The 24,474-nt window shown below is 62.8% G+C and carries 24 protein-coding genes; 10 read left to right on the top strand and 14 right to left on the bottom strand.

All coding sequences use genetic code 11. The features are described 5' to 3' along the window. Nucleotides 1-6: 6 nt before the first annotated feature. Together HNP00_RS10320 and HNP00_RS10315 are read right to left on the bottom strand one after the other, a co-directional pair. Complete coding sequence (locus tag HNP00_RS10320; protein WP_184738645.1) at nt 7-1,242, bottom strand: sugar ABC transporter substrate-binding protein; 1,236 nt, start codon at nt 1,240-1,242, stop codon at nt 7-9. Between the two features lie 126 nt (nt 1,243-1,368). Beyond that, nucleotides 1,369-2,391, bottom strand: coding sequence for a LacI family DNA-binding transcriptional regulator (locus HNP00_RS10315; RefSeq protein WP_184738643.1), 1,023 nt, complete (start codon nt 2,389-2,391; stop codon nt 1,369-1,371). A 204-nt stretch (nt 2,392-2,595) separates the two neighbouring features. Between HNP00_RS10315 and HNP00_RS10310 the strand changes: the two genes are divergently transcribed. Both HNP00_RS10310 and paaZ read left to right on the top strand, forming a co-directional pair. Next, complete coding sequence (locus HNP00_RS10310) at nt 2,596-3,318, top strand: tyrosine-protein phosphatase (RefSeq protein ID WP_184738641.1); 723 nt, start codon at nt 2,596-2,598, stop codon at nt 3,316-3,318. Between the two features lie 241 nt (nt 3,319-3,559). Then, nucleotides 3,560-5,662, top strand: a complete 2,103-nt coding sequence (gene paaZ, locus HNP00_RS10305) for a phenylacetic acid degradation bifunctional protein PaaZ (RefSeq protein ID WP_184738639.1) — start codon at nt 3,560-3,562, stop codon at nt 5,660-5,662. A 158-nt stretch (nt 5,663-5,820) separates the two neighbouring features. Here paaZ and HNP00_RS10300 read toward each other — a convergent pair whose 3' ends face one another. Continuing rightward, complete coding sequence (locus HNP00_RS10300) at nt 5,821-6,141, bottom strand: GYD domain-containing protein (protein ID WP_184738636.1); 321 nt, start codon at nt 6,139-6,141, stop codon at nt 5,821-5,823. A gap of 208 nt (nt 6,142-6,349) precedes the next feature. On the opposite strand from HNP00_RS10300, the gene HNP00_RS10295 reads away from it, so the two are divergent. Further along, on the top strand, nt 6,350-6,757 hold the full coding sequence (locus tag HNP00_RS10295; protein ID WP_184738634.1) for a VOC family protein: 408 nt from the start codon (nt 6,350-6,352) through the stop codon (nt 6,755-6,757). Between the two features lie 231 nt (nt 6,758-6,988). Here the strand turns inward: HNP00_RS10295 and HNP00_RS10290 are convergent, their stop codons facing one another. Genes HNP00_RS10290 through HNP00_RS10280 form a run of 3 tightly spaced genes read right to left on the bottom strand, consistent with a single transcriptional unit; the run spans nt 6,989 to nt 9,484 of the window. Then, nucleotides 6,989-7,591 (bottom strand): TetR/AcrR family transcriptional regulator, encoded by a 603-nt coding sequence (locus HNP00_RS10290; RefSeq protein ID WP_184738632.1) that lies wholly within the window; start codon nt 7,589-7,591, stop codon nt 6,989-6,991. A 53-nt stretch (nt 7,592-7,644) separates the two neighbouring features. Next, nucleotides 7,645-8,997, bottom strand: coding sequence for a phenylacetate--CoA ligase PaaK (gene paaK / locus HNP00_RS10285; RefSeq protein WP_184738629.1), 1,353 nt, complete (start codon nt 8,995-8,997; stop codon nt 7,645-7,647). A gap of 7 nt (nt 8,998-9,004) precedes the next feature. Further along, nucleotides 9,005-9,484 (bottom strand): hotdog fold thioesterase, encoded by a 480-nt coding sequence (locus tag HNP00_RS10280; protein WP_184738627.1) that lies wholly within the window; start codon nt 9,482-9,484, stop codon nt 9,005-9,007. A gap of 163 nt (nt 9,485-9,647) precedes the next feature. Here HNP00_RS10280 and HNP00_RS10275 point away from each other — a divergent pair, with 163 nt between their 5' ends. From HNP00_RS10275 to HNP00_RS10265, 3 genes are all read left to right on the top strand, one after another. Then, nucleotides 9,648-10,202, top strand: a complete 555-nt coding sequence (locus HNP00_RS10275) for a GNAT family N-acetyltransferase (protein ID WP_184738625.1) — start codon at nt 9,648-9,650, stop codon at nt 10,200-10,202. 115 nt (nt 10,203-10,317) lie between these two features. Continuing rightward, a complete protein-coding gene (locus HNP00_RS10270) occupies nt 10,318-11,175 on the top strand; it encodes a response regulator transcription factor (protein ID WP_184738623.1) in 858 nt (285 codons plus the stop codon). An 83-nt stretch (nt 11,176-11,258) separates the two neighbouring features. After that, a complete protein-coding gene (locus HNP00_RS10265) occupies nt 11,259-11,435 on the top strand; it encodes a hypothetical protein (protein WP_184738895.1) in 177 nt (58 codons plus the stop codon). 153 nt (nt 11,436-11,588) lie between these two features. On the opposite strand, the gene HNP00_RS10260 is transcribed toward HNP00_RS10265, so the two are convergent. From HNP00_RS10260 to HNP00_RS10235, 6 genes are all read right to left on the bottom strand, one after another. Further along, entirely contained in the window at nt 11,589-13,220 is a 1,632-nt protein-coding gene (locus HNP00_RS10260; protein WP_311770550.1) for an ATP-binding protein, read from the bottom strand. 69 nt (nt 13,221-13,289) lie between these two features. Then, nucleotides 13,290-15,485, bottom strand: coding sequence for a S9 family peptidase (locus HNP00_RS10255; protein WP_184738619.1), 2,196 nt, complete (start codon nt 15,483-15,485; stop codon nt 13,290-13,292). A 63-nt stretch (nt 15,486-15,548) separates the two neighbouring features. After that, nucleotides 15,549-15,827, bottom strand: coding sequence for a hypothetical protein (locus HNP00_RS10250; RefSeq protein WP_184738617.1), 279 nt, complete (start codon nt 15,825-15,827; stop codon nt 15,549-15,551). 252 nt (nt 15,828-16,079) lie between these two features. Continuing rightward, entirely contained in the window at nt 16,080-17,105 is a 1,026-nt protein-coding gene (locus HNP00_RS10245; RefSeq protein WP_184738615.1) for a signal peptidase I, read from the bottom strand. Between the two features lie 82 nt (nt 17,106-17,187). After that, nucleotides 17,188-17,820: a TasA family protein gene (locus tag HNP00_RS10240; protein WP_260404889.1), complete on the bottom strand. Its 633-nt coding sequence runs from the start codon at nt 17,818-17,820 to the stop codon at nt 17,188-17,190. Between the two features lie 201 nt (nt 17,821-18,021). Continuing rightward, nucleotides 18,022-19,077 (bottom strand): LCP family protein, encoded by a 1,056-nt coding sequence (locus tag HNP00_RS10235; protein ID WP_184738610.1) that lies wholly within the window; start codon nt 19,075-19,077, stop codon nt 18,022-18,024. 419 nt (nt 19,078-19,496) lie between these two features. Here HNP00_RS10235 and HNP00_RS10230 point away from each other — a divergent pair, with 419 nt between their 5' ends. Beyond that, nucleotides 19,497-20,459: a plastocyanin/azurin family copper-binding protein gene (locus HNP00_RS10230; protein ID WP_184738608.1), complete on the top strand. Its 963-nt coding sequence runs from the start codon at nt 19,497-19,499 to the stop codon at nt 20,457-20,459. Nucleotides 20,460-20,680: 221 nt separating this feature from the next. On the opposite strand, the gene HNP00_RS10225 is transcribed toward HNP00_RS10230, so the two are convergent. Next, nucleotides 20,681-21,286, bottom strand: coding sequence for a cation transporter (locus HNP00_RS10225; protein WP_184738606.1), 606 nt, complete (start codon nt 21,284-21,286; stop codon nt 20,681-20,683). Next, entirely contained in the window at nt 21,276-21,731 is a 456-nt protein-coding gene (locus tag HNP00_RS10220) for a YkvA family protein (RefSeq protein WP_311770549.1), read from the bottom strand. Before HNP00_RS10220 ends, HNP00_RS10225 begins: the two co-directional genes overlap by 11 nt. 467 nt (nt 21,732-22,198) lie before the next feature. Here HNP00_RS10220 and paaA point away from each other — a divergent pair, with 467 nt between their 5' ends. The 3 genes from paaA to paaC are packed head-to-tail and all read left to right on the top strand — an operon-like array spanning nt 22,199 to nt 24,473. Beyond that, on the top strand, nt 22,199-23,194 hold the full coding sequence (gene paaA / locus HNP00_RS10215; protein WP_184738604.1) for a 1,2-phenylacetyl-CoA epoxidase subunit PaaA: 996 nt from the start codon (nt 22,199-22,201) through the stop codon (nt 23,192-23,194). Further along, on the top strand, nt 23,191-23,520 hold the full coding sequence (paaB, locus tag HNP00_RS10210; RefSeq protein ID WP_184738603.1) for a 1,2-phenylacetyl-CoA epoxidase subunit PaaB: 330 nt from the start codon (nt 23,191-23,193) through the stop codon (nt 23,518-23,520). Before paaA ends, paaB begins: the two co-directional genes overlap by 4 nt. Next, nucleotides 23,517-24,473, top strand: a complete 957-nt coding sequence (gene paaC / locus HNP00_RS10205) for a 1,2-phenylacetyl-CoA epoxidase subunit PaaC (RefSeq protein ID WP_184738601.1) — start codon at nt 23,517-23,519, stop codon at nt 24,471-24,473. Before paaB ends, paaC begins: the two co-directional genes overlap by 4 nt. The last annotated feature ends 1 nt before the right edge of the window (nt 24,474 follow it).

Raw genomic sequence — 24,474 nt, 5'->3', positions numbered from 1 at the left:
AACTGCTTACTGGCCTTGGGCTTGCTTCAGGGCGTCGGCAGGGGAGGCTTTGCCAGTCAGCGCAGTCTGGATGGCGGTGTAGATCTTGGTAGCCTGTGCCGGCCAACCTTCTCCGAGCTCGCCGGTTCGGGCCCGGGCGGTCTTGATGAGATCGGTGAACGTGGCGAGCTTGGGGTTGTCGGTGGCGAACTTCGCTGCCAACGAGGTCTTGGAGGGGATGGTGTTGCGGACTTTGGCCATGCCCAGTTGGTTCTCGTCGCTGTTCATGCAAGCCACTACTTCAGCGGCCTTGGCCTGTCGGGCTTTGCTCCCTGTCTGCGGAACTGTCCATACCTCGCCGCCAAGCGGGGCGACTGCCGTCTGGCTGGAGTCGCGGACCGGAATCTTCACGACGCCATACTGCAGCGTGGTCTTCTTGTCGAGGGCCGGAATCTGCCACGGTCCATTGACCATCATGGCTGCCTTGCCGGCCATGAACTGGTCCTTGACGTCTGCTTGGGTCCAGTTCAGGGCGGAGGAGGATACGGATCCGTCCTTGACCAGGTCGGTCCAGAGCTGAAGGGCCTGGGCGGTCTCGGGGGTATCGATGTTCTTCTCGTCGCCACCGTTGGACCACATGACCGGAAGGAACTGCCATGTGCCTTCATAGGTGGGGTTGGCGTTAAAGGCCAGGCCGTATTGTTCACCCGAGGTGAGCTTGGTGGCTGCGGCCTTCAGCTCGTCCCAGGTGGTGGGCGGTGTGACTCCGGCCTTGGCCAGGATGTCCTTGTTGTAGAAGAGTGCGATGGTGTTAACGGTGGGGGCCAGCCCGTACACCTTGTCCTTGTAGGTGCCGGCGCTCAGCACTCCCGGCGCGAAATCGGCGGTGCTGATGTTGAAATCGCTCAGGCGTGCCAGGGCTCCCGTGGCGGCGATCTGCTGCAGGTCCGGATTGTCGAGCATGAGCACGTCCGGGAGCGTCTTGGACGAGGACTGCTGGAGCACCTTGGAAATCAACGATTTGCCCGGCACGGTTTCGCGCTTGATGGTGACGCCTGCCTTGGTGCCGCACGCGGTCAGGGCGTCGCCGATGAAGGATTTGTCCGGCTCGTTGTTGTAGTAGTCCATCACGGAGATTTCCTTCACGGCTTCCGCGGAGGAGGTGGAGGCGGTGGTGCCGCAGCCGGAGATGGCAAGCGGGATGCCGACCAATGCTGCCACGGCCAGGGCGAGCGGGCGGCGTGTCCTGATAGCTGACTTCATTGTCTGTTCCTTTGTTGGTGGAAGAAGGGAATATTGGGTTTGCGAAATTTATCGATGCGTATCGACGATGGTGAAACGAAAGGTCTGTGAAACGAAAGGAGTTCGGGTGATTGGCCGGTGGTGTGCTTACGCGCCGTGGGGTGGGCGGAGCGTGCTGGAACGGTGCGTGATGACCGTGGGCACCAACTCCAAGGATTCGTGTGGTCCCAGGGAGTCAGCTTCGAGGAGTTGGCACATGATTTTGACTGCGCGGCGGGATACTTCCCCTGGCCGCAGATCGATGGTGGAAAGCGGAATGGGCTGGAGCTCGGCAAGGGTGGGGGAGGCGCTTCCGATAACGGAAACATCCAGGCCGGGGGTCAAGCCGCGGCTGCTCAGGATGCGGCGCAGAATATCCTGGACCGTGCCGTCGGGGGCAATGAATGCGGGTACTCCGGTGGTCTGGGCCAGTCCCTTGTCCACGGAATCCGCGAGGATCTCTCGGTTTGTTCCGCCGGGGAGGTGCAGGACTTTGACCCCGAGTTCAGTGGCTGCGACATCCGTGCCATGCATGAAGCGGTCGACGTAGTTCACATGCCGGTCCACCACTTCTTGTTGCCAGTCGATCACAGTGACCACGGAATGCCCTGCCGCGGCGAGATCCCGGACGCACTGCTCGCCGGCCATTTCGAAGTCGGCGTCGATGCAGACTAACCCGGACGGATCGCGGGGGATGCCAATCAGGACCACCGGGACCTTGAGGCTGCGGGCTACCGGTAGGCGCTCGTCTTCGCCTTCGACCTGCATGAGGATCAGCCCGTCGCAGATCTGCTGGCCCACAACGCGCTGGAGCCCCGCGGCGCCTTCGTCCTCGGTGACCAAAAGGATGTCATGGTCATATTGCCGGGCCGTGCTGGCGATGACGGAAACAAACTCCATGATCGATGCCATGTGGAGCTCGGGGATGAACGGGATGACCAGGCCGATGACCCGGGTTTTGCGGCTTGCCAAGGCTCTGGCCCCGGCGTTTGGCTGGTAGGTGAGTTGCTCGATGGCGGCCTCGACCTTTTTCCGGGTCTTCTCGGAAATCGGCCGCTTGCCGCTGAGCACATACGAAACAGTGCTTTGGGCTACGCCAGCCGCCTGGGCGACATCCTTGCTGGTGGGCACGTTCCAGGCCTCCTCGCCGGGTCCGGTGTTCTTGGTCGGATGTACGGTTCTGTCTCGTCGATACGCATCGTCGATGCGTATCGAGAAAAAGTATGACATAAGTCACGTCGGGGACGCAAGACCCGACCCCCACTCACATATGTCGGCCTTCTGAGCCGACGCTCACTCACGTATGCCGACCGCAAGTGTGGTTAGCTGTCCCGTATGGATGGGATCACAACCACTTCCACGCAGTCCGTTCATTGGGACGGCGCGGTGAACGCCTGGCGCGTCGCGGGGAGTGTGTACCGGATGGGCCGGCGGGAATGGCTCACCGAAGCTGGTTGGCAGCAAATGTACGACGCCGGCATCCGCACAGTGATCGACTTGCGGACCTCGCGTGAGCAGCAGCCACGGGAAGTCGATCCGGAGGTATCCGGGGAAGCGACCTCGCGCTTCGACATCGCCCATTGCCCTACTGAGGATCCGTCAAACGAAGATTTCACCGCGATCTTCGGCCCGTACCTCAAAGACCCTGCGCACTACGCCGATTATCTGCGGCTCTTCTCGGACAACATAGCCGCGGTCTTCAAGGCCATCGCCGCAGCAAGGGGCGGGGTGGTGTTGCATTGCGCGGCAGGGCGGGACCGCAGCGGAGTCATCGCTGTGATGCTGCAGAACCTGGCCGGGGCCAGCGACGAGGAAATCGTCCGCGGTTACCAGCAGGGGATGCGTGGAATCAATGAACGCCACCGCTACCACCGGGCCCCTCATGCCCACGACGCCTATCTGGAAAAGGATGCGCTTGAAGCGATGCTGGCGTCCCGCAGCGTGAGCCTTCTCGAGTTCGCTCATTCCCTGGATACCGCGGCTTTCCTGGCCGCGAACGGCGTCTCCAAGGCGGAAGTCGCTGCCATCTGCACCAAGCTCGGGAGTCGGGCGGACTAACGGACGCGGCCACGCGCCGTCGTGACCTTCTTTGAATTCGGAAAGCGCTTGCGACACGGCGAGTCGCGTTAATCTGGGGCGAAAACGCGTCAAAGAGGGTCAGGAAGGGCGCAGCCCGGGGAGACATCTAGTGTGCAGATCCGGGCTCTCATGTATTCTGGGAATATTACCGAACGGCCGGTCAGTAATTTGCGGCCGTTCAGTCCATTTCGTGCCCGTGCCTTGGAAGGACCCGTCGACGATGACCAGTACCGCAGTCGCTCCGGAAGCCACAGCTGTTGAAACCGTGCCCAGTTTCGTCCAAGGACACTGGTGGGCCCCGGGGAACGATGCCAAAGCCGGCGTGCCCGTCCGCGACGCCAGCACCGGCGAGATCCTCGCAACAGTGAATACCGACGGGCTGGACCTTGCCGGCGTCGTGAACTACGGCCGCACGGTGGGCCAGCGCGAGCTCGGCAAACTCACCTTCCACCAGCGCGCCCTCAAACTCAAAGAACTGGCCCAGTACCTCAACGGCCGCCGCGAGGAGTTCTACACTTCGTCGTTCAAAACCGGCGCCACCAAGATCGACTCGATGGTGGACATCGACGGCGGCATTGGCGTGCTCTTCACCTTCGGTTCCAAGGGCCGCCGCGAACTGCCGAACTCGCAGGTTGTAGTGGACGGGCCCATGGAAATCCTTTCCAGGGACGGTTCCTTCGCAGGCGAGCACATCTACACCCGCATCCCGGGCGTCGCCGCGCAGATCAACGCCTTCAACTTCCCCGTGTGGGGCATGCTCGAGAAATTTGCGCCCGCGTTCATCGCCGGCGTCCCCACCATCGTCAAGCCGGCCACCCCTACCGGTTACGTTGCCGCCGTCGTGGTTAAGGCAATTGTGGAGTCGGGCATCCTGCCGGAAGGCTCGCTGCAGCTCATCTCGGGATCCGCCCGCAACCTGCTGGACCACCTCGACTACCGCGACATTCTCGCCTTCACCGGATCCGCCTCCACCGCCAACTCGCTGAAGTCGCACATCAACGTGGTCCAGGGCGGCGTCCGCTTCACCTCGGAAACCGACTCACTCAACGCCGCCATCCTCGGGCCCGACGCCGTGCCCGGCACGCCCGAGTTCGACGCGTTCATCAAATCGGTCGTCACCGAAATGACGGTCAAGGCCGGGCAAAAGTGCACCTCGATCCGCCGCACCATCGTGCCGCAAAGCTTGGTGTCCGACGTCGTCTCCGCCATCGGCGCGCGGGTGGACGAGCGCGTTGTGCTGGGCGACCCCCGCGCCGAGGGCGTCACAATGGGCGCCCTCGCGTCGCTTGAACAGTTGGCCGACGTCCGCGCGGCAGTGCAGTCCATGCTCGACGCCGGTGGCGAGCTCGCGTACGGGACGCTCGATTCGCCGTCGGTCACCTCGCTCGACGGCACGGTTGGCGTCGTGGACGACGGCGCCTTCATGTCGCCCGTCGTCCTGAGCTGGGCCGACGGGGACTCGGAAGCCGTCCACTCACTCGAGGCCTTCGGCCCGGTATCGTCCGTGATCGGGTACTCGGATCTCGACGACGCCGTCCGTCTCGCCGCCCGCGGTGGCGGCTCCCTCGTGGCCTCCGTATGCACCAACGATCATGCTGTTGCCCGGGAATTAGTGACCGGAATCGCGGCGCACCACGGCCGTGTCCTGATGCTCAACCGCGAGGATGCCCGGTCGTCAACCGGGCATGGTTCGCCTGTTCCGCACTTGGTCCACGGGGGACCCGGGCGAGCCGGTGGTGGTGAAGAGCTCGGTGGTATCCGCTCGGTGATGCACCACATGCAGCGCACCGCCATCCAAGGTTCGCCGAACATGCTCACCGCTGTGACGGGGGTCTGGCACGCTGGCGCGGACCGCAACTTTACGTCGGAGACGGAAGGAACTCACCCCTTCCGGAAATCCTTGGAGACGCTGCGGATCGGCGACGCCGTGCGGTCCGATCTGCGGCAGGTCACCCTGGATGACATCACCGCCTTCGCCAACTCCACCGGCGACACCTTTTACGCCCACACCAACCAGGAAGCGGCCGAAGCCAACCCGTTCTTCCCGGGAATCGTGGCGCACGGGTACTTGTTGCTGAGCTGGGCCGCCGGGCTATTCGTCTCGCCCGAGCCCGGACCAGTCCTCGCGAACTACGGCCTGGAGAACCTGCGCTTCATCACTCCCGTGGCCGCAGGGGATTCGATCCGCGTCACGCTCACGGCCAAGAAGATCACGCCGCGCGAAACCGACGAATACGGCGAAGTAGCCTGGGACGTCGTGCTGACCAACCAGAACGACGAGATCGTAGCCACCTACGACGTCCTGACCCTCGTGGAGAAATAACCCTCGCCCTTCTCTCCCTTCCGACGCTCGCTCACTTATGTCGGTGTTTGGCCGGACGCTCGCTCACTTGTGTGGGTGTTTGGCCGGACGCTCGCTCACTTGTGTACTGCACACGGAACATCCCCCATCACTGGGGAGCGTTCCGTGTTTGAGGAGTTCTATTGCCCCGGGGCGCGGTATGTCGGGGTCTTCTTGGCAGCTTCGTCGAGATCCTCAACCGTCATGAGCGGCTTCAAATGCAGGCGCACTGCGCCTGTCGCATTGATCATAAGGGAGAGTGCAGCAGCGCTAGCCGCATCCGGGATCTCGAAGACCCCGATGACGTCGGTCTCCCCGAAAGCGTAGTAGAAACATTCGAGCGATCCGTCTACGGATTTGAGTGCATCGACCACAGCATCGCGGCGTTTGGTACCGCCCTCGCGCAACAGGCCTGTGATTCCGTCGCCGACGTAGTTTGCTTCGAATAGATATTTGGTCATTGTCTTCCCGTCCCGTGATGCCAGGACGCGGGCCTCCTAAGGTGCTCCCATCACCCGTTGAGGGAAGGTCCCGGAGTTGTTCCCCCGCGAGGGGGCTGTGCACATCGTAGGCCGACGTCGTCGTCCTGACAACGGTCTAGCCAATGCTCGCTCACAAGGTCTTTCCCACGCCGCCGGGCGTAAGATTTTCTGCGTAGGAGGTGGCGAAGTGAACCTAGCACTCAGAACAGCCACAACCGTCTTGCCCGTCGACGACGTAGATCGAGCCCGCAGCTTTTATGCGGAGAAACTCGGCCTCCCGCATCGCGGCATGACATGGGATGGAAATGATTTGTTTGGCATCGACGGTGGCCCCATGCTGCAGTTGATGCCTATCAAGGACGGCATGCACTCATCGCACACTGCCCTTTCCTTTGAAGTCAGTGACATTGAGCGGACAGTCGAGGAAATGGAGGCGAGCGGCGTCGAATTCCGGGATTACGACCTCCCGGATCTCAAGACCGAACACCACATTTGTACGACTGACGCCGATAGGTGCGCCTGGTTCATGGACTCGGAAAACAACGTCCTCTGCGTCCACGAAAGCTTGGGCATCCAGGCCGAATATCAGCTCTGAACAGCTGCACCACCAACAAGCACAACGCAGAATGCTCCTTCACTTTAGTGAAGGAGCATTCTGCCATTCGGCCACATAAGTGAGCGAGCGTTTCTAAAAACACCCATATATGTGAGCGAGCGTCGGGGGGACGAGGGGGACCAGGGCGACAAAGGGGACAAGAGCGTCGCGGGACCAGGGCGACAAAGGGGTGCGGGACGGGGGAGCGGCCGGGAACGAGTAAGAACGGTCCTACGCCGGGGCGTGCAGTCCGTCGAAGGCCATGGTGATGACGTCGTCGGCGAGGCGCTGCGGGGAGAGCGAGCCGCCCGGTTTGTACCACTCCACGATCGAGTTGATGGTGCCGAACAGCAGCCGGGTTACGGTGCGGGGGTCGATGTCCTGGCGCAGCGTGCCTTCTTCGCGGGCGGCGGAAATCAGCGCAGCCACCTTGTGGTCGAAAGCACGACGCCGTTCCAGGGCATCGCGCTCGATCTCAGTGTTGCCCCGCAGCCGTAGGAGCAGCGTGACGAACGGAAGCCGGTCCACCAGCACGGCGATGGTCTGCCGCAGCACGAATTCCAGGCGTGCGTCGGCCGCCCCGGTAACAGCCTGGGGCTGTTCCAGGATGGCCTCGAGCCCACCCAGCGCGTGCTCTAGGGCGAGCTTCAGGAGGTCGCCCTTGGACGGAACGTGGTGGTAGATGGCCGACTTTGAGATCCCGAGGTTTTCGGCCAGGATGCCCATGGACGTGGCGTCGTAGCCATGGCGGTTGAAGACGTCGACGGCGATGAGCAGCACTGATTGCTGGTCGTATCCGGGGCGTCCCCGCTTGGTTGCTGTTTCGCTAGGCATGCTGGCCATTTTCTCATGAACGGTCGGTTGATTCGTGCACGCGCCGGGTCAGGTTACCTCTTGGGTCGCATGTCGTAGACGCGGCGCAGCTTGCCGTTGGAACGCTCGAGCGAACCCGGCTCGACGACGTCCACCACGCACGAAGAACCCACATGGATCTTGATCTGCTCGCGCAAGGCGTGTGCCGCCGTCGTACCCGCCTCGATGGAAACGTTCTCGCGACGCTCAATCTTGACCGTCAGCGAGTCCATGCGCTTGCCCTCAGGGCGGGTGAGTTCGAGCTGGAAATGCGGGCTGAGCTCGGGGATGCGCAGGGCGATTTCCTCGATCTGCGAGGGGAAGAGGTTCACGCCGCGCAGGATGATCATGTCGTCGCTGCGGCCGGTGATGCGGCCCATGCGGCGGTGGGCGGGGCGGGCCGTGCCGGGCAGCAGGCGGGTGAGGTCCTTGGTGCGGTACCGGATGATCGGCAGCGCTTCCTTGGTCAGTGAGGTGAAGACGAGTTCGCCCGGCTCGCCGTCGGCCAGTACGGCGCTTACCCCGCGGGAGGGGTCGAACGGGTCGATGATCTCCGGGCGGAAGTGGTCCTCCCAGATGTGGCAGCCGTCCTGGGTCTCCACGGCCTCGCCCGCAACGCCCGGGCCCATGACCTCGGAGAGCCCGTAGATGTCACACGCTTTGATGTTCATGGTGGTTTCGAGCTCGTGGCGCATTTCCTCGGTCCACGGTTCGGCTCCGAGTACCGCGTACTTGAGCGAGGTCGACGCCGGATCGACACCCATGTGCGCCATCGCGTCGGCGATGGTGAGCAGGTAAGTGGGAGTTGCCAGGATGGCGTCCGGCTGGAAGTCCTGGATCAGCTGGATCTGGCGTTCGGTCTGGCCGCCGGACATCGGGATGACAGTGCACCCCAATGCTTCGGCACCCGCGTGGGCACCCAGGCCGCCGGTGAAAAGGCCGTAGCCGTACGCGTTGTGGACCTTCATGCCCGGGCGGACTCCGGAGGCGCGCAGCGAACGCGCCACCAAGGTTGCCCAGTTGGCGAGGTCGTTTTTGGTGTACCCGACGACGGTCGGCCGGCCTGTGGTGCCGGAGCTGGCGTGAACGCGGGCTACTTCGTTCTGCGGCACGGCGAACATGCCGAAAGGGTATTCCTGGCGAAGGTCTTCCTTGGTGGTGTACGGGAACTTGCCAAGATCGGACAGCTCGCGGAGATCGGTGGGGTGGACGCCGGCGTCGTCGAACTTGCGCTTGTAGAGCGGCACCCGATCGTAGGCGTAGGCCACGGTGTGCTGGAGGCGGCTGAGCTGCAAGGCCTCGAGCTCGTCGCGGGAGATGGTTTCTTCGCGATCGAGCTGGGCGGTCTTAAGCGGTGCGTCGGGAGCGGCGACGGTGTTCTGTGTCATGGTCTTCCTACTTCTTGGAGATGGTGCGGCTGCGGCCACGGAACTCGGCGATGAGCTCGCCGTAGCTGCCGGGATCCTTGGGCGACGCGGTGGCAAGCTCGCTCGGGTCCGCAGCGAAGATCTGGATGTCGTACAGGCCGCTGCGGCCTGAGTGTGCGCGTCGGTTCGCGACGGCGGTGACCACTTGGCCTTTGTAGGCCGGCTTGAGGAAGTTGATGTCGACGCCGGCGGCGACAGTGATTTTGTCGGCGTTCGACGGCGACTGGACGGCCGGGTTGCATGCGAGGGCGAACGCTGAATCGGCGAAGGCGAAGATCATTCCGCCGTGGGCCATTCCGAAGCCGTTGAGCATCTCTTGGCGGAGCTTCATGCGGACGATGGCGTGGCCGTCGTCGATCTTGAGCACCTCAAGGCCCATCCACTCGGAGGCGTAGTCGTTCTTGAGGATCTGGTGCTGCGCTGCGCCAGAAAGGGTGGTCTCAACCATGCGTCATTGCCTCCAGCTTTATTTACCGAATGTTCATTAGGTAATCCCAGTTTGCTTGAACTGTCAAGAGGCGCCCGCCCGACGGGACGGATTCGGGGCTTTCGCCGGGCTCCATCCGATGGACGCGCCGGAACGCACCGGACCCACGTAGTAGCCTCGAGGCATGCCGCTCATCGAACTTCCCATCCGGACTCCGAGGCTCGTGCTTCGCCGATTCGAGGCCACGGATCTGGAACGATTCCATGCCTATCAGTCCTTGCCGGAGACGGCGCGATTCCTGCTCCGTCAGGAATTGACCCTGACGCAGTCCATGGAAGCACTGGGCCGCTACGCCAACTTCACTTTCGAGCAGGAAGGCGATTGGGTGTGCCTGGCCATAGAGCGCCCGGACTCGCCGGGGCTGCTCGGCGAAGTGGTGCTCAAATGGCTGCCGGGCACGGGGCAGGCCGAGATCGGCTGGATATTGGCTCCGGAAAGCCGGGGACATGGCTATGCGGCCGAGGCGGCCGAGGCCGTGCTCCGCCTAGGGTTTGAGACGCTCATGTTCCACAGGATCGACGCCAAGCTCGATGCCCTGAACACCTCGTCGTCGGGCTTGTGCGAGCGGCTCGGCATGCGTCGCGAGGCAGTCCTTGTGGACAACTGGCACTACAAGGGCCAATGGTCCACCGAAGTCATCTACGCCATGCTCGATTCCGAATGGCGGGCACGGAAATAGCGCCCGGCAGCCCATGGATTCAAGAGCCAAGTGTGACTTACGTTGAAACGAGTGGAGATACCAGAGCTGGCTGGTGTTAAGGTGGGCAAAGCATGGGAGATCGGGGGGTCGTGAAGTGAGCGCACCTGGCGTAGCTGTAGTAATCGAGGATGACGATGACATCCGCGAGGTGGTCCACGCCGTCCTCGAAGCCTCAGGCCTGGAAGTTTACGCGGCAGGGAATGGTCTTGATGGCGTGGATGCGGTCCGCCGTCACAACCCGGACGTGATTACCTTGGACCTGGGCCTGCCGGACATCGATGGCATAGAGGTCACCCGCCGTGTACGGGAGTTCAGCGACGCCTACATCATCATGCTCACGGCCCGTGCTCGCGAGGTGGACACACTGCAAGGTTTGGCCGTCGGCGCGGACGATTTTGTCACCAAGCCCTTCCGCCCCCGCGAACTTCTGGCCCGGGTTGAAACGCTCCTCCGCAGGCCCCGCGGCAGCAAGCTGTCGGGCGGCACTTCCGGAGGAATCACGACGGCGGAGCTGCCGCCAGCGAAGGGGGCACCGGCGGCAACGGTGCCGAATTCGTCAGCAACGGCGGTGCTCCGCGAATCGCACGAATCAACCAGCCCACGAGAGCCGGACCGTACCGGGCTGGAACACAACGGCCTCTACTTGGACGTGGCCACCCGGACAACACGGGTCGATGCCGAAGAAGTGCAATTGACCCGTACCGAGTTCGACCTGCTCCAGGCACTCATGGAGGCCGGACGCGTGGTCCGAAGTACCTCGGGGCTGGCCCGCTGGCTACATGCCCGGGAGTACGAGACCGGAGCCTACGTCAGCGAGTCCGAAGAGCGGGCCATCCAGGTTCACATCGCCAATCTGCGCCGGAAGCTGGGTGATTCCGCACAGTCGCCGCGTTGGGTGGAGACCGTGCGTGGCGTTGGATACCGCCTCGCCGCAAAGACTACGGAAAACTGATCCGATCTTAGGGAAACCTTTAGCAAGGCTCCTTACGCTGGGAAGGTCCCCTTCGGATTTCCAACGGCTCTAAGGAGCAGTGCATGAAAAAATTCGCCGCAACACTTCTCATGACGGGCCTGCTGGCCGTTGGCGGATTTGTCACTCCTGCCAACGCCGCGCCGAAGACCACGCACGACACCACAATCACCACGGTTATCACCGTTCCCGTCGTGACTGACCCGGTGAACTACACGCAAGTCGGTTGGTGGCCTAACTAGGGCTGATCGCGCGGCATAACGCCTGCCCGTCCTGACCCTGTTTGGCGCGTTCGAGCCCCGAAATGACGCGACTCGCCGTGTCGTAAGCGCTTTCCCACTTCAAAGAAGGTCGGGACGGCGCGCGGGTGGCCCCTGCCAGGCTGCCAAGCCGTCCTAGCTTCCGGTATCCAGAGGGAGCCGGACCGAGACAGTGGTTCCCACGCCGAGGCCGGACTCGATGTCGAGCTTGCCGGAGTGGCGCTCCACAATGTCGTGGGCTATCGCCAGGCCCAGCCCGCTGCCGGGGATGGCCGCGGTGGAGGCGTTGGAAGCGCGGAAGAATCGCGTAAACACTTGGTCGATTTCAGTTTCGGGGATCCCGAGGCCGGTATCTTCCACGCGCACCACCACGCTGGGAACCGTTCCTGGATCGGAGGTGATCCCGCTGCTGACGGCGACGTGGCCGCCGTCAGGGGTGAACTTGATGGCGTTGCTGATGATGTTGGCGAATACCTGCTCCAGCTTGGCTTCATCGGCCTGGATAGTCACGGTTCCTGGCGCGTGCGTCACGGTGAGGGATAGCGAACGGGAGTCCGCAAGGGGCTGCAACGTTGAGACGACGAGCCTGAGCAAGGTGCCCACGTTGACCCGGCTCAGTTGGAGATCGCCTGAAGTGCCTTGGTGTGAGACGGTGAGCATGTCCTCGATCAGGCGTCGGAGGCGCTCGGCATTTCGTGAAATGACGTCTACCATCCGCGCCACCCCCGCAGGAATCGTCCCGCCGGCGCCGCTGCGGATCATGTCCAGATAAGCCGTGATGGACGTCAACGGGGTTCGAAGTTCGTGGTTCACCGTGGTGAGGAAGTCAGTCTTGGCCTGGTCGAGTTCCTGGAGCTTGTACATCACCTGCTGTTGAGCGCCAATCAAGTGGCTCTGCATGAGGCCGTATGACAAGTTTCCCGAAACGTGCTGAATTAGGCCGATTTCAGCTCGTGTCCATTCCTGCGCCGTGTCCGGTCGCGCGATCCAGATGACCCCCAAGACAAGATCTCCCTCGCCTACGGGCACCACAACAGAGGCCGACGGCGCACCCTCACCACCGTTCCGGTCCTCGCCACCGGGGTGTCCCGGCCGAGTTCCCTTCGGCAGCGGCTTCACGTCTGCTTCGGCCCATAAGCGTTCCGCCAGTTCGAATGCGGCGATTTCGTCTGCTAGTTCGGGAGGCAGGATTCCTGGCGCCAGCCCGGGGGCGTTCCATTCGGCGCTGACCTGCGGCACGCGTACGTCCGGGAAGGTAGTGAACCAGACGTGTTCCGCACCGAGGGCCTCGCCGATTCCATCCACCAGGTGCCGGGCAATCCGTCCGGGATCGATGGTTGAGCGGATCGCCGCGGAAACCTTTCGCAGGCTCTCCCGCAATAATTCGGCTTCCGAGCGGCGGCGCATCCGTTCAGCGGCGCGGGCGATGAGGACCAAGGCCCTGTACGCGCGAATGTCCGGATCTTGGCCCTTGTAGATAAAATCCGCAATTCGCCAGGCTTCCAGCGCTGCGACATCCAGCTTGTCCTCGGGATCCAGCATGAGCAGAACAGGGGCGCCGTTCCGGGGAAGGAACTCGCGGAGCGCGTTGTCCAACACCACCACGTCGCTCGGACCGGTTTCCAGCGCGGCCGCGAGCGAACCGGCGTCGGACGCTGTACGGACCAAGAATCCCGCAGAGGTGAGGGCCGCAACCGTCTCTTCGAGACTTACGGGGTCAGGGTCAGCCACCAAGGCACGGTTAGGTGCCGATACATCGTTCGTCACGGGACTCTCCACTGCGCTCCTACTGTACGATTAGGCCCCCACCGGAAGATCAGCTCGCTAGGGAGAACCTTACTTGAGCCCCGCGCCAGGCAGCAGGTCAACTGCCCCCAGCGAATCAGCCACGAAGGCATAGTCCCAAGCGCGCTCACGCCATTGAACGTACCGTCCCGAGGCCCCGCCGTGTCCACCCTCCATTTCGATCTTCATGACGATTGGCGCCGTGCCGGTGGTCTCGGAACGCAGCACCTGGACCCACTTGGCTGGCTCTACGTAGAACACTCGGGTGTCGTTGAAGGACGTCACTGCCGCGATCTTCGGATAGGAGACGGCACGGATGTTCTCGTACGGAGTGTAGGACTTCATGTACTGGTACACGTCGGGATCGGTGATGGGGTTGCCCCATTCCTCCCACTCGAGCGCGGAGAGCGGTAATTCCGGGTCCAGGATGGTGTTCAACGCATCCACGAATGGCACGGCTGCCACGATCGCCGCGTACTTCTCCGGCGCAAGGTTGGCCACGGCGCCCATCAGCAGGCCGCCTGCAGAGCCACCCATGGCCGCGATCCGGTTCGGTGCCACCCAGCCGGAGGATGCTAGCCAGTCAGTCGCTGCGATGAAGTCCGTGAAAGTGTTCTTTTTGTTGAGTTTCTTGCCGTCGTCGTACCAGTGCCGGCCGAGTTCGCCGCCGCCGCGGATGTGCGCGATTACCATGACGATTCCGCGGTCCAGGAGGGACAAACGCGCCACGCCGAAGCCCGGATCCATGCTGACCTCGTAGGAGCCATAGCCGTAGACCAGCCCTGCGCCGGTTGAATCCTGTGAAACCGAGGCGTGCCGGAGAACGGAAAGCGGAACGCGCGTGCCGTCCGCCGCCGTCGCCCATTCCCGCGTGGCAACGTAGTCTGACGCGGAGTACCCGCCCAGCACGGGGCTTTCCTTCCGCAGCAGTAGTTCGCCCTGCGGCAGGGCGGCGGTGGGCAGCACGAAGTCGTACACCCGCGATGGCGTGAAGAAGGACGTGTAGCCGATGCGGATCACCGGGGCTTCGTAGTCCGAACCCGCCACCCCGGCCGTGTAAAGCTCCTCGTCGAAGGCGGGTTCCACGGCGTCGCCCTGCGCCGCGGTTCCCAATCCGGCGAGGGGCAGCACCTGCACGCGTTCGATCGTGTCCTGCCGTACCGCCACCACCAGATGCGTCGAGGTGACGCCGGCCCCGTTGACGCGAACGGCGTCGGAATGCTCGACGACGGTGCGCCAGTGCTGTTCGGCCAGCGGCTTGGCGAACTCGGCCGCGTCCGCGATGGAAACCATTGAGTTGATGGCGTCCTTGTTGTGGGTCAGGAGGATGGTCTCAGCACCATCCAGCAGGAACGGCTCGGCCTCGTAGAGGATGTGCTCGTCGCGGGAAATCACTGTGGACAGCCCGGCGTCGTAGTTGTCAAAGCGCAGTAGGCGCGTTTCGCTGAATTCCGAGCAGCCGATGCTCAGCACGAGGTAGCGACGGTCGGCGGAGAGCTCGAAACCGAGCCACATGGCGACGTCGTCCTCTTGGTAGATGATCTCGTCCTCGCTGACGGGCGTCCCCAAGACGTGCGACTTCACCTGGTACGGGCGCCACGCGTCGTCCACCACCGTGTAGAAGATCCGGGTGCCGTCGGGGGAGAAGGCCACCCCGTAGAAGATGTTCTCGATGACGTCGGGCAACAGTTCGCCCGTTCGCAGGTCCTTGATGCGGAGCGTGAATCTTTCCTCGCCGGAGTTGTCCGCGGCGTAGGCATAAAGGTTGCCGTCCACCGTCACAGCAGTGCCGCCAACGGAGAAGAACGGTTTGCCTTCCGCTTCGGCATTGCCGTCCAGCAGGACTTCTTCGCCTTGGAGTTCGACGCCGGGTTCCACCGCCGGAGGGGTCCAGTCGGCTATCGCATCACCGGAGTGTGTTGCCCGGAAACGGCACTGGATGCCGTACTCCTTGTCCTCAACGGAGCGGGTGTAGTACCACCAGTCGTCCTTGCGGCTGGGGACCGAAAGGTCCGTCTCCTGGGTGCGGCCCTTGATTTCTTGGAAGATGGCCTCACGCAGCGGTTCCTGATGCGCGGTGACGGCCTCCTGGTAGGCGTTTTCGGCCTTCAAGTGCTCGACGACCTCGGAGGATTCCTTGTCCCGCAGCCATTCGTAGTTGTCCACGAAAACATCGCCGTGGTGCTCGCGCGTGGTGGGCACCTTTTTGGCGACGGGGGGAACTGGAGGCGTGGCAGGCAGGCTCATGGGGCAACTCTATAGAGGGCCGCTGACGCGGGACCACCGATTTCGCTCAGAGCGGCGGCCTCGTCAGCACACCACCGTTCCTTGGAAGGGTTGTCCTGTCCACACATTGCCGGGAGATGCCTGATACAGCCCGTGGATCTGGTACGTCCAGGTGCCCTGTGTTGCATTGGCCTTCGTGAACGTTCCGGCGGTCGTCTTCATGTTGCCACCGCCAGGGTTCGTCACCGTGAAATCGTAAAACGTAGCCCGCGGGACGGTTCCGTAGTTGTTCACAATGAGGACGAGGCTGCGTGCCACACAGGTGGCCGTCACATTCGCGCCGGTCGGTGCAGGGAGCGACATGGTCCCTACGCTGGTTGAACCGGAGTCCATTCCCGTGAACGAAGCTTGTGCGATGCCGGGAGCAAGGATCAGAATCGCAGCCGCCGCCAGGACCGCAGCGACGCGCCCAAGCACAGGCGTCTGCGCTGGGTGGGCGGTGCTGTGGCTTCTACGCAAGGTCAGCGGCTTTCTGTCAGGCCCTGTGGTCCGATCCCTTTCTTACGCCTTTCGCGGTAAGAGCAGTGGACCCAGTTCAGTTCTTGGAGGACACTCTCATGCAGCACGGCGGGGAGTTTGGCCGCCCAGTACTTTTTCCAGCTGTGGCTGGTGCTGCCGTACCTTTTCGCTGGCTTCAACTGCGGCGGTTTGATCGGTCATGACCAGGGCACGTTCCAGGTGGACGCAGTGTTGTTCCATCCGGAGCGCCCCGACCATCGAGGAACTGGTTTTCAAGCTCAGGACAGCATCCATGGCCAAGTCGCTGTTCCCGGCGCTGAGCGCGTGGCTGATCCGGTCTACGCGCTGGGGAAGCAGCCTGGTGTAAGTGGCCGCGAACTTCTTGGCGGCTTCCTTGCTGTTCATCTCCCGCGCGAGGCGCTTGAGGGGACGGCGGTCCAAGGCCGGAAGGGGCCGTTCTGCGTCGCTGGCGTCCACGTCGTGGCCTTCCGGCTTTTTCCGCCAAATCGAGACGAGAAGCATGATCACCAAGGCGGCCGGAGCGCCGTACATCAGGATTTTCAAGACCAAGGGATCCCGAATGGCCCGGATTGCGTTGCCGAGGTAAGGGACGGTGAACACCTGGCGGTCCACGTGACCTCCAGTCAAGGTTGCAGTCCATGGGTCGGCGCCGTTGTTGGCGTCGCCTTTGGTACGAACGGTCGCGGTTCCTTCGCTGTTGACGGCGAGGTCAATGATCCGGTGTGTCTCCACCCGCTGGTCGTCTACCGGAATGTGGTACGTGATGATGTCCCCGACCCTCAGGTCTTGGACCGGGACGGGAACGGTGACCACCACGTCTCCCGGATTGATGAGCGGGGACATGGAGCCGGTCAGCATCGTGCTGGTCTGGTAGCCAAGGACGCGGGGTCCGACGGCGAGGAACAGGAACGTTGCTATGGCCGCAACCATCACCGTGGTGGCGATGAGCCGCACGAAGGACTGGGCTACTTTCGACCCAATGCCCCGGTTCTTCCCCGTGCCCGATTCTTCCGTGCCCGGCGTCGCCGTCGTGGTGGCTGTCGCCGTCGTCGTGGTTGTCCGGGAGACCCGCCGCGTGCGGCGGACCAGTGATGTGGTCATGGCTGGGTCTCCGTTCTTGTGTGAGGCCCTCCGCCGTCGTTTTTCAGGGGGCTCGACGGCGGAGGGCTGGCCAGGGGGCGAGCTACTTGTTGGTTGCGGTGCGCTGGGTGCCCGTGAAGTTGAAGGCGATGGTGCTGCTCTGGCCCTGGAGAGTGCTGTCGGCCGTTGCCGGCAGGGTCAGCGTGACCCGCAGGTTATCGGTCTGGCCCGCCGCAACCGAGGTGAGGTTGCTCAGGGAGAGGTTTGATCCGATGACGGGGTGAGTGGCCAGGACTGAGGTGGTGGTGCCGGAGCAAGAGTAGGTGTAAGCGGGGGAGGTGCCAGCCTCGGTCCAAGGGACGGAGCAGTTGTCCACCACCAGCTGGAGGCCCATGGTGGTGTCCGTGTCCAGCTTGGAGGTCGGCAGGGCCGAAGTGGTCAGCGTTACCGCCGACAGGGCCTGGTTTCCAGCGGCGTTGCTCAGGGTGACTGCGCGCTGCACGGTGTCTCCGGGGACCATGCCCGAAGCGGCGACGCTGAGTCGGTTCGCGGTGCCGGATGCGCCCAGGGCGATGTTCACGGTGCCGGAGGCGACGGCGGCGCTGGCGGAGGTGCTGGAGGTGAATGCGCCGTAGGTTCCCAGTCCTGCCACGCCGGCAGCGGTGCCGACCAGGGCCAGGGAAGCAACGACTTTACCGGTTGTGGTTTTCAGGTTGAGACCCATGATGATTTCCATTTCCTTGAAGCCCGTTGGACCGGGATTTCACGGACTTTGTTGCCCGATGACCTCTACCTTCCGGCAGGACTTTTAGGAAGCTGCAAGGATCCCTCAAGCTTTTGTTCAAGATTGTTTAAATATTCGATCAAGTAGTTTTCGAGTGGTTGGACCCGAGCCCTTGTGCGCTCCGAGTAGTGGAAGCGAGTAGCCCGAACCGGCTCAGTAACCATGGGCGGCTGCATACTCCGGCAGCGTGCCGTCACGCAGCGCGGCGGCCACTTCTCCGATGCCGGCGTAGTCCGGCAGCACAATGGATTGCCCGTCGGAGGAAGTGCCGGTCCCTGCCGTGGGCAGGGTGAAGAAGACGGAGGCGCCAGGATCCACGGTGCGGAGTCCATATGCCAGGATGGCCACTGATGCAGGGTCATATCCTTGATCCACGGTGAGGTAGTTGGCTGCGAAGTTCACCAAGCCGAGGACTGCGGCGGGAGTCTGGATTCCTCCCCTGAGTTTGGTCAGCAGGGCCCGGAGGAACGTTTGCTGGTTGCGGACCCGTTGGTAGTCACCGTCAACGAAGGAGTAGCGCTCGCGGACGAACTCCAAGGCCGCCTGTCCGTCCAAATGGTTGACTCCGGCGGGGAAGACGTGATGGGTCTCAAAGCTGGCGGTGAACGGCAGCGTGACATTGACGTCGATCCCGCCGAGGCCATCCGTGAGGGTCTTGAAGCCTTGGAAGTCCAGCATGACGGTGTGGTCTATGTGCGTGCCCAAGAGTGATTCGACGGTCCGGACCACCAGGGGGATGCCTCCCACTTCAAGGCTGGCGTTGATTTTGGACGCACCATAGCCCGGGATGTTCACCCAGTTATCGCGCATGATCGAAATGCCGTAGATCGTGTGCCGGTCTGCCGGTACGTGGACCAGCATCAGGCAATCCGAGCGTTGGTCTGATGACTGGCCGGTTGTGATTGTCTGATTGTTCTGTTCCCTGGCATTCGCACGGCTGTCGCTGCCAATCACCAGGATGTTCATGGGCGTTGCGGGAAGCGCCGGGATGGTTGGCGGGGCCGGTGCCGCAGCGGTTGGCGAGGGGGGCTTGGTCGCGGATGGCGTGCGGGTCGGAGTCCTGGCCGCGGAGGCGCTTGATGGGGCACTTGAGGGCGAAGGTCCGGACGGCGTTCTGCCGGACCCGGCGACGATCGCGGCCAGGACAACGACAAGCGCCAGCAGAACTGCCAGCCCTGCTGCAAGCCACAGTCGCCGTCGTCTGTCCATGACCGGAACGTATCACTCAGCTGAGTTAAAAACGCGCGCAAGCAAGCCGCAATTTGGCCACAAAGGGTGCCTAGGCACAGTTCGTGCATCTCGACAAAATAACGTTCTGGGAGCACGATGGGACTTAAATCTCTCCGCCTTCACGTGGGCCGGCTTCGCCGTGTCCTATCCGTTCCGTCATGGGGGCTCTTTTGCTCCGGAACTGGACGTTATCCCTCCGAGCAAGGGAGGATCCCGCTTGGCCCAACGTCGCGACGCCGCGACCGTATGTGGGGGACGGGCAGTAGTTGCGAGCTGAAGTTCATAGGGAAGTTCAAGGAAACCGAGTCATCGTCAAACGACGCCATGGTCTCCGGCGCCTCAAAATTTCCAGGCTGGAAACAGCCGGTCAGCGCAGAATCTCCTAAGGAATGAGTCTTATGACTGCTCATCCAAAACCACGTCTACTACGGTGCCTACGGGCACTCATTGTGTTACTTCTCGCCTTCGCGTTGCCTGTTGCCCTCAGTGGCACGGCCGTCGCGGATAGGGGCAAATCGCCGAGGACGTGGACCGTCCAAGTCGGTTCTGAATCCTCCGACCAGGCCATCCAAGGAATGTCCTTCCTGCCGAAGAACATCTTCATCAATGCCGGTGACAAGGTCACCTGGGAGGCCAACGCGGCCGAGATCCACACGGTCACATTCCTGGCCAAGGGGCAAACGCTCGAGTCCACGCAACCCTTTGATCCGTCCAACCCTCTGTACTTGTTGGCCCAAGGCGGCAAGTCTTATGACGGGCACTCCTATTACAACTCCGGCGTGATGTCGAACGTCTCGGACAGTGGGTTCCCGGCAGTGGATTCGTACACCTTGAAGTTCCCGGATACAGGCGACTTCACGTATTACTGCCTGGTGCACGGCGCCGTCATGAAGGGCACAGTCTACGTGCGGGACAAAGGCACGGACTACCCGTATACCCAGGAGCAATACAACAACCGGGCTGACCGCACGGCGCGAGCCATCCTCCGCGACGGCTATGAGCAATGGAGTGCTGCCCGTGACCAGGCCGATAACCATACAGTCATCGCCGGGACCGACGACGGCGTAGCCATGGTCATGCGGTTCATTGAGCAAAAGGTTGTTATCCGTGTGGGTGAGAGCGTGAGCTTCGTGAACAACGGCATGGGCGCTCCGCACACGGTGACCTTCGGCGCCGAACCGGCCAACGTCTTCCCGCCGGTCGGTGATCCAACGAACTTCACAGGTGGGCAGCTCCATTCCGGCTTTATGGTGCCGGGAACCACGTTTACCGTGACATTCAACAAGGCAGGAGTCTATGACTACATCTGCGCTCTGCACGACTTCATGGGAATGAAGGGCAAGGTGGTGGTGGAGGACTAGTCATTCGCCAGTATTGCTGACTTGTTCATCCAGGGTGGGAGCCGACGGCCCCCACCCTTTGTTTCCTGTGGACGCTCGCTCATCTTTGGGGTGTTTCCTGTGGACGCTCGCTCATCTTTGGGGTGTTTCCTGTGGACGCTCGCTCATCTTTGGGGTGTTTCCTGAACCCGCCGTGGACGCTCGCTCATCTTTGGTTCGAGGCCATGACAAGCCGTGGAGCATCAATGGCGGTGGCGGGTGATCTCTAAGGCTTCGCGTACCGCATAGTAGACGATGACCAGGCCGGCCAAGGGATCGGCCCACCACCATCCGGCAAGACTGTCGAGCAAAATCCCGGTCAGGACTGCGGCAGCCAACAGCCCGTCGATGAACGTCACCCTGCCTTCGGCAATGAGTACGGGATTCCCTAATGCCTTGCCTGTCGCCCCCTTGCCGGCAGCGAGCGCGAACATGACCACGGCTGTGACGGCCGTCCAGATGATCCCGGCGGGGCTTGGCTCGGCATGGTGACCGGCGGCCAGCGCGAGTCCAGACTGAATGACGAGGTAAAGCGCCAGAGCAAGGAAAGCGCCTGCGATCAGCCTCAGCGCGAACCGCTGGCGGCGTTCGCCCGCACCGGACAATTCCCAGATCACCACGGTGCTGGCTCCGATTTCGATCAGGCTATCCAAGCCGAAGCCGCCTAGCGCTACCGAGCCTGCCGTGATGGAGGCGACGGCGAGAACGGCCACCCCGACGACGTTCCAGCCTAGAGTGATCCCCTCAAGGATGAACCCACGCCGTCGAAGGCGGGCCACCGCGGCGGAGTTGGCGGTTTCACGAAGCATCGGTGTTTTCTTTCCTGGGGTTACCGGAAGTTTGGGCTGGCAGGCCGGCGAGGCGTTCCAGGACCGCTAGCCCAGCAGGGGTACCCGGCCAGTGACGCCGGAGGGAGTCCGGGCCGGCGGAGCGGATCGCGGAGCGAAGAACCAAGGCCATGATGATCACATCGTCGGCATAGCCGATGAGCGGCAGGAAGTCCGGCACAAGGTCGATCGGCGAAACCAGATATGCCAGCAGCAGGAACAGTTTGATGCGCGCGCCGCGGGACACGGTGGGGTCGGCGGCCAGGCGCCTGAGGACGCGCAGGACATCCGGCAGCATCCGCAGCGCTTCCCGCATGCCCACCGTCTCAGGATGGGTTCTTGCGTAGGCCCACAAGCCCGGCAAAAGCACAACGTAGACCGCAATCAGCCCGGCAAGTATTCCGAGGGCAACTTCCCACCATTCCACGGCTCAACTATTCCATGAACGGACTGGGGAGCTCGCGCTTCCCTGACGCCACACTCAGGTGCCACCCAAGACGCTCGCTCACCTTTGGGGTCATTTGCGCAAACGCTCGCTCACCTGAGGTGAGCGAGCGTTCCGGCCATTGGCAGCATAGATGAGCGAGCGTTTGGGTTTGCGGCCATATACGTGAGCGAGCGTTTGGGTTTGGGGCCATATACGTGAGTGAGCGTTCCCGATTTTGCCCACATACGTGAGCGGGCGTCCCTTCGATTTGCGCCCCGAGCGCCCGTTAGTGCCCGACGGCGGCAATCCGGTCGCGCTGCCCCGCCGCCTTTGATCTCGCACGCCAGCCGTGACCGCCACCTCTTGTGTGCCCGCCCCGCCAGCTTGCGATCAAGCCTGAACGCTTGACGCATCTCACGCCTTCCGCATATTCTGAACGAACGGTCGGTAAATATTTAGGAGCAACCATGGCATCGCAGAATCTGCAGTCTGTGCCCGCTGAGCTGTCCCCCGAAGAGCTTGAGCGGGAACAGGCCGGTCAGGCGTACTTTGACCGCATCATCTCCGAGGACTCGCGCATCGAACCCCGCGACTGGATGCCGGAGGCCTACCGCAAGACCCTGCTCCGTCAGATCTCGCAGCACGCGCACTCGGAGATCATCGGCATGCAGCCGGAAGCCAACTGGATCACCAGGGCTCCGAGCCTCAAGCGCAAGGCCATCCTCATGGCGAAGGTGCAGGACGAGGCAGGCCACGGCCTGTACCTCTACTCGGCCGCGGAAACCCTTGGCCAAAGCAGGGACAAGATGACCAGCGACTTGATCGCCGGCAAAGCCCGCTACTCGTCGATCTTCAACTACCCTGCGATTTCCTGGGCGGACATGGGTGCGATCGGCTGGCTCGTCGACGGTGCCGCGATCTGCAACCAGGTTCCCCTGTGCCGTGCTTCCTACGGCCCCTACGGACGCGCAATGGTGCGCATCTGCAAGGAAGAGTCGTTCCACCAGCGCCAGGGTTTCGAGATCCTCCTCGAACTCTCCAACGGCACGCCGGCCCAAAAGCAGATGGCCCAGGACGCCGTCAACCGCTGGTACGCGCCGGCGCTGATGATGTTCGGCCCGCCGGACGACGATTCACCCAACTCCAAGCAGTCCATGGCCTGGAATATCAAGCGGTTCAGCAACGATGAACTTCGCAGCCGCTTCGTGGGCATGATGGTGGAGCAGGTCAAGGTCCTGGGCCTCACGCTCCCGGACAAGGACATCCGTTTCAACGAGGAAACCAAGAAATGGGAGCACGGCCCCTTGGACTGGAACGAGTTCAAAGACGTTCTCGCTGGCAAGGGTCCCTGCAACGCGCAGCGGCTTGAGCGCCGCCGCGAAGCGCACGACGACGGCGCCTGGGTCCGCGAAGCGGCCGCCGAGTACGCCCGCAAGCAAGCAGAGAAGGAATACGCAGCATGAGCACTCCCGCCACGCCAGAGGCAACCCCGGCCAACGAACCCCACGAAACCCCCTGGGCCCTGTGGGAAGTCTTCGTCCGCTCCAGCCGCGGTCTGTCCCATGTCCATGCTGGCTCCTTGCACGCCCCGGATGCGGCGATGGCTCTGCGTAACGCCCGCGACCTGTATACGCGTCGCAACGAAGGCGTGTCCATCTGGGTGGTTCCTGCCGAGGCCATTTCTTCGAGCGACCCCGATTCCAAGGGCTCCTTCTTCGAGTCCCCGCAGGGCAAGGATTACCGCCACGCGACGTATTACACCAAGAGCGAAGGCGTGAAGCACCTGTGACCGCCCCCGAAAACACCGAAAATAACACGGACTTCGCCATCGAGGGCCACGGCGATATCTCTGTCGGCGTCAGGGGTGCGGGTGTCTCTGGAGACGGTTCCGCGAGCGCTACGCGCATCACCCCAGGGAACGCCCTGCGCCCGGAAGATATCGCCCTCGAAATCCGGCAAGGACAGGTCAAGCCAACAGGCGACGTCGCGGAATACGCTCTGCGCATCGGCGACGACGGCCTGATCCTTGCACAACGCCTGGGTCACTGGATCTCCCGCGCCCCCGAGCTCGAGGAAGACGTGGCCCTGGGCAACATCGCCCTGGACCAGTTGGGCCACGCTCGTTCCTTCCTCACGTATGCAGGCGCGGCGTGGGATAAGTCTGAGGACGATCTGGCGTACTTCCGCCGGGAGCACGAATTCCGTTCCGCCCACCTTTTCGAGCAGCCGAATGGGGACTTCGCCGTCACCATCGCCCGGCAGTTCATTGTGAGCTTCTACCAGTTCGAGCTCTACAAACGGCTGACCGGCTCCACGGATGCCACTATCGCGGCCATCGCTGCGAAGGCCCTCAAAGAGGTGGACTACCACCGCGACCACAGCGCGCAGTGGGTGTTGCGTCTCGCCGGCGGAACGGAAGAGTCCCGCCGTCGTATTGTCCAGGCTTTCAAGCTCGTCTGGCCCTACGTGGAGGAACTCTTCGAAGACGACGATCTCACGGCCCGCCTCGCCGAAAGCGGCGCAGGCGTGCAGCCGTCCAGCCTGCGCGCTGACTTCGACCAGCTCACGGGCGAGATCCTGAGCGAAGCCGGCCTCGACGCCACGTCGGGAGGCGAACTCAGCCTGGAACGTATCCCGCAATCCTTGGGTGGCGGCCGCCAGGGCAAGCATTCCGAGCACTTGGGCTACCTCCTCGCTGAGATGCAGGTGCTTGCCCGCGAGCATCCCGGTGCAAGCTGGTGAC

Origin of the sequence: Arthrobacter sp. AZCC_0090 (assembly GCF_014207375.1) — a bacterium.
Classification (GTDB): domain Bacteria; phylum Actinomycetota; class Actinomycetes; order Actinomycetales; family Micrococcaceae; genus Arthrobacter.
The sequence above is the reverse complement of the archived record's forward strand: the minus strand, read 5'-3'. Positions and strand labels throughout refer to the sequence as shown.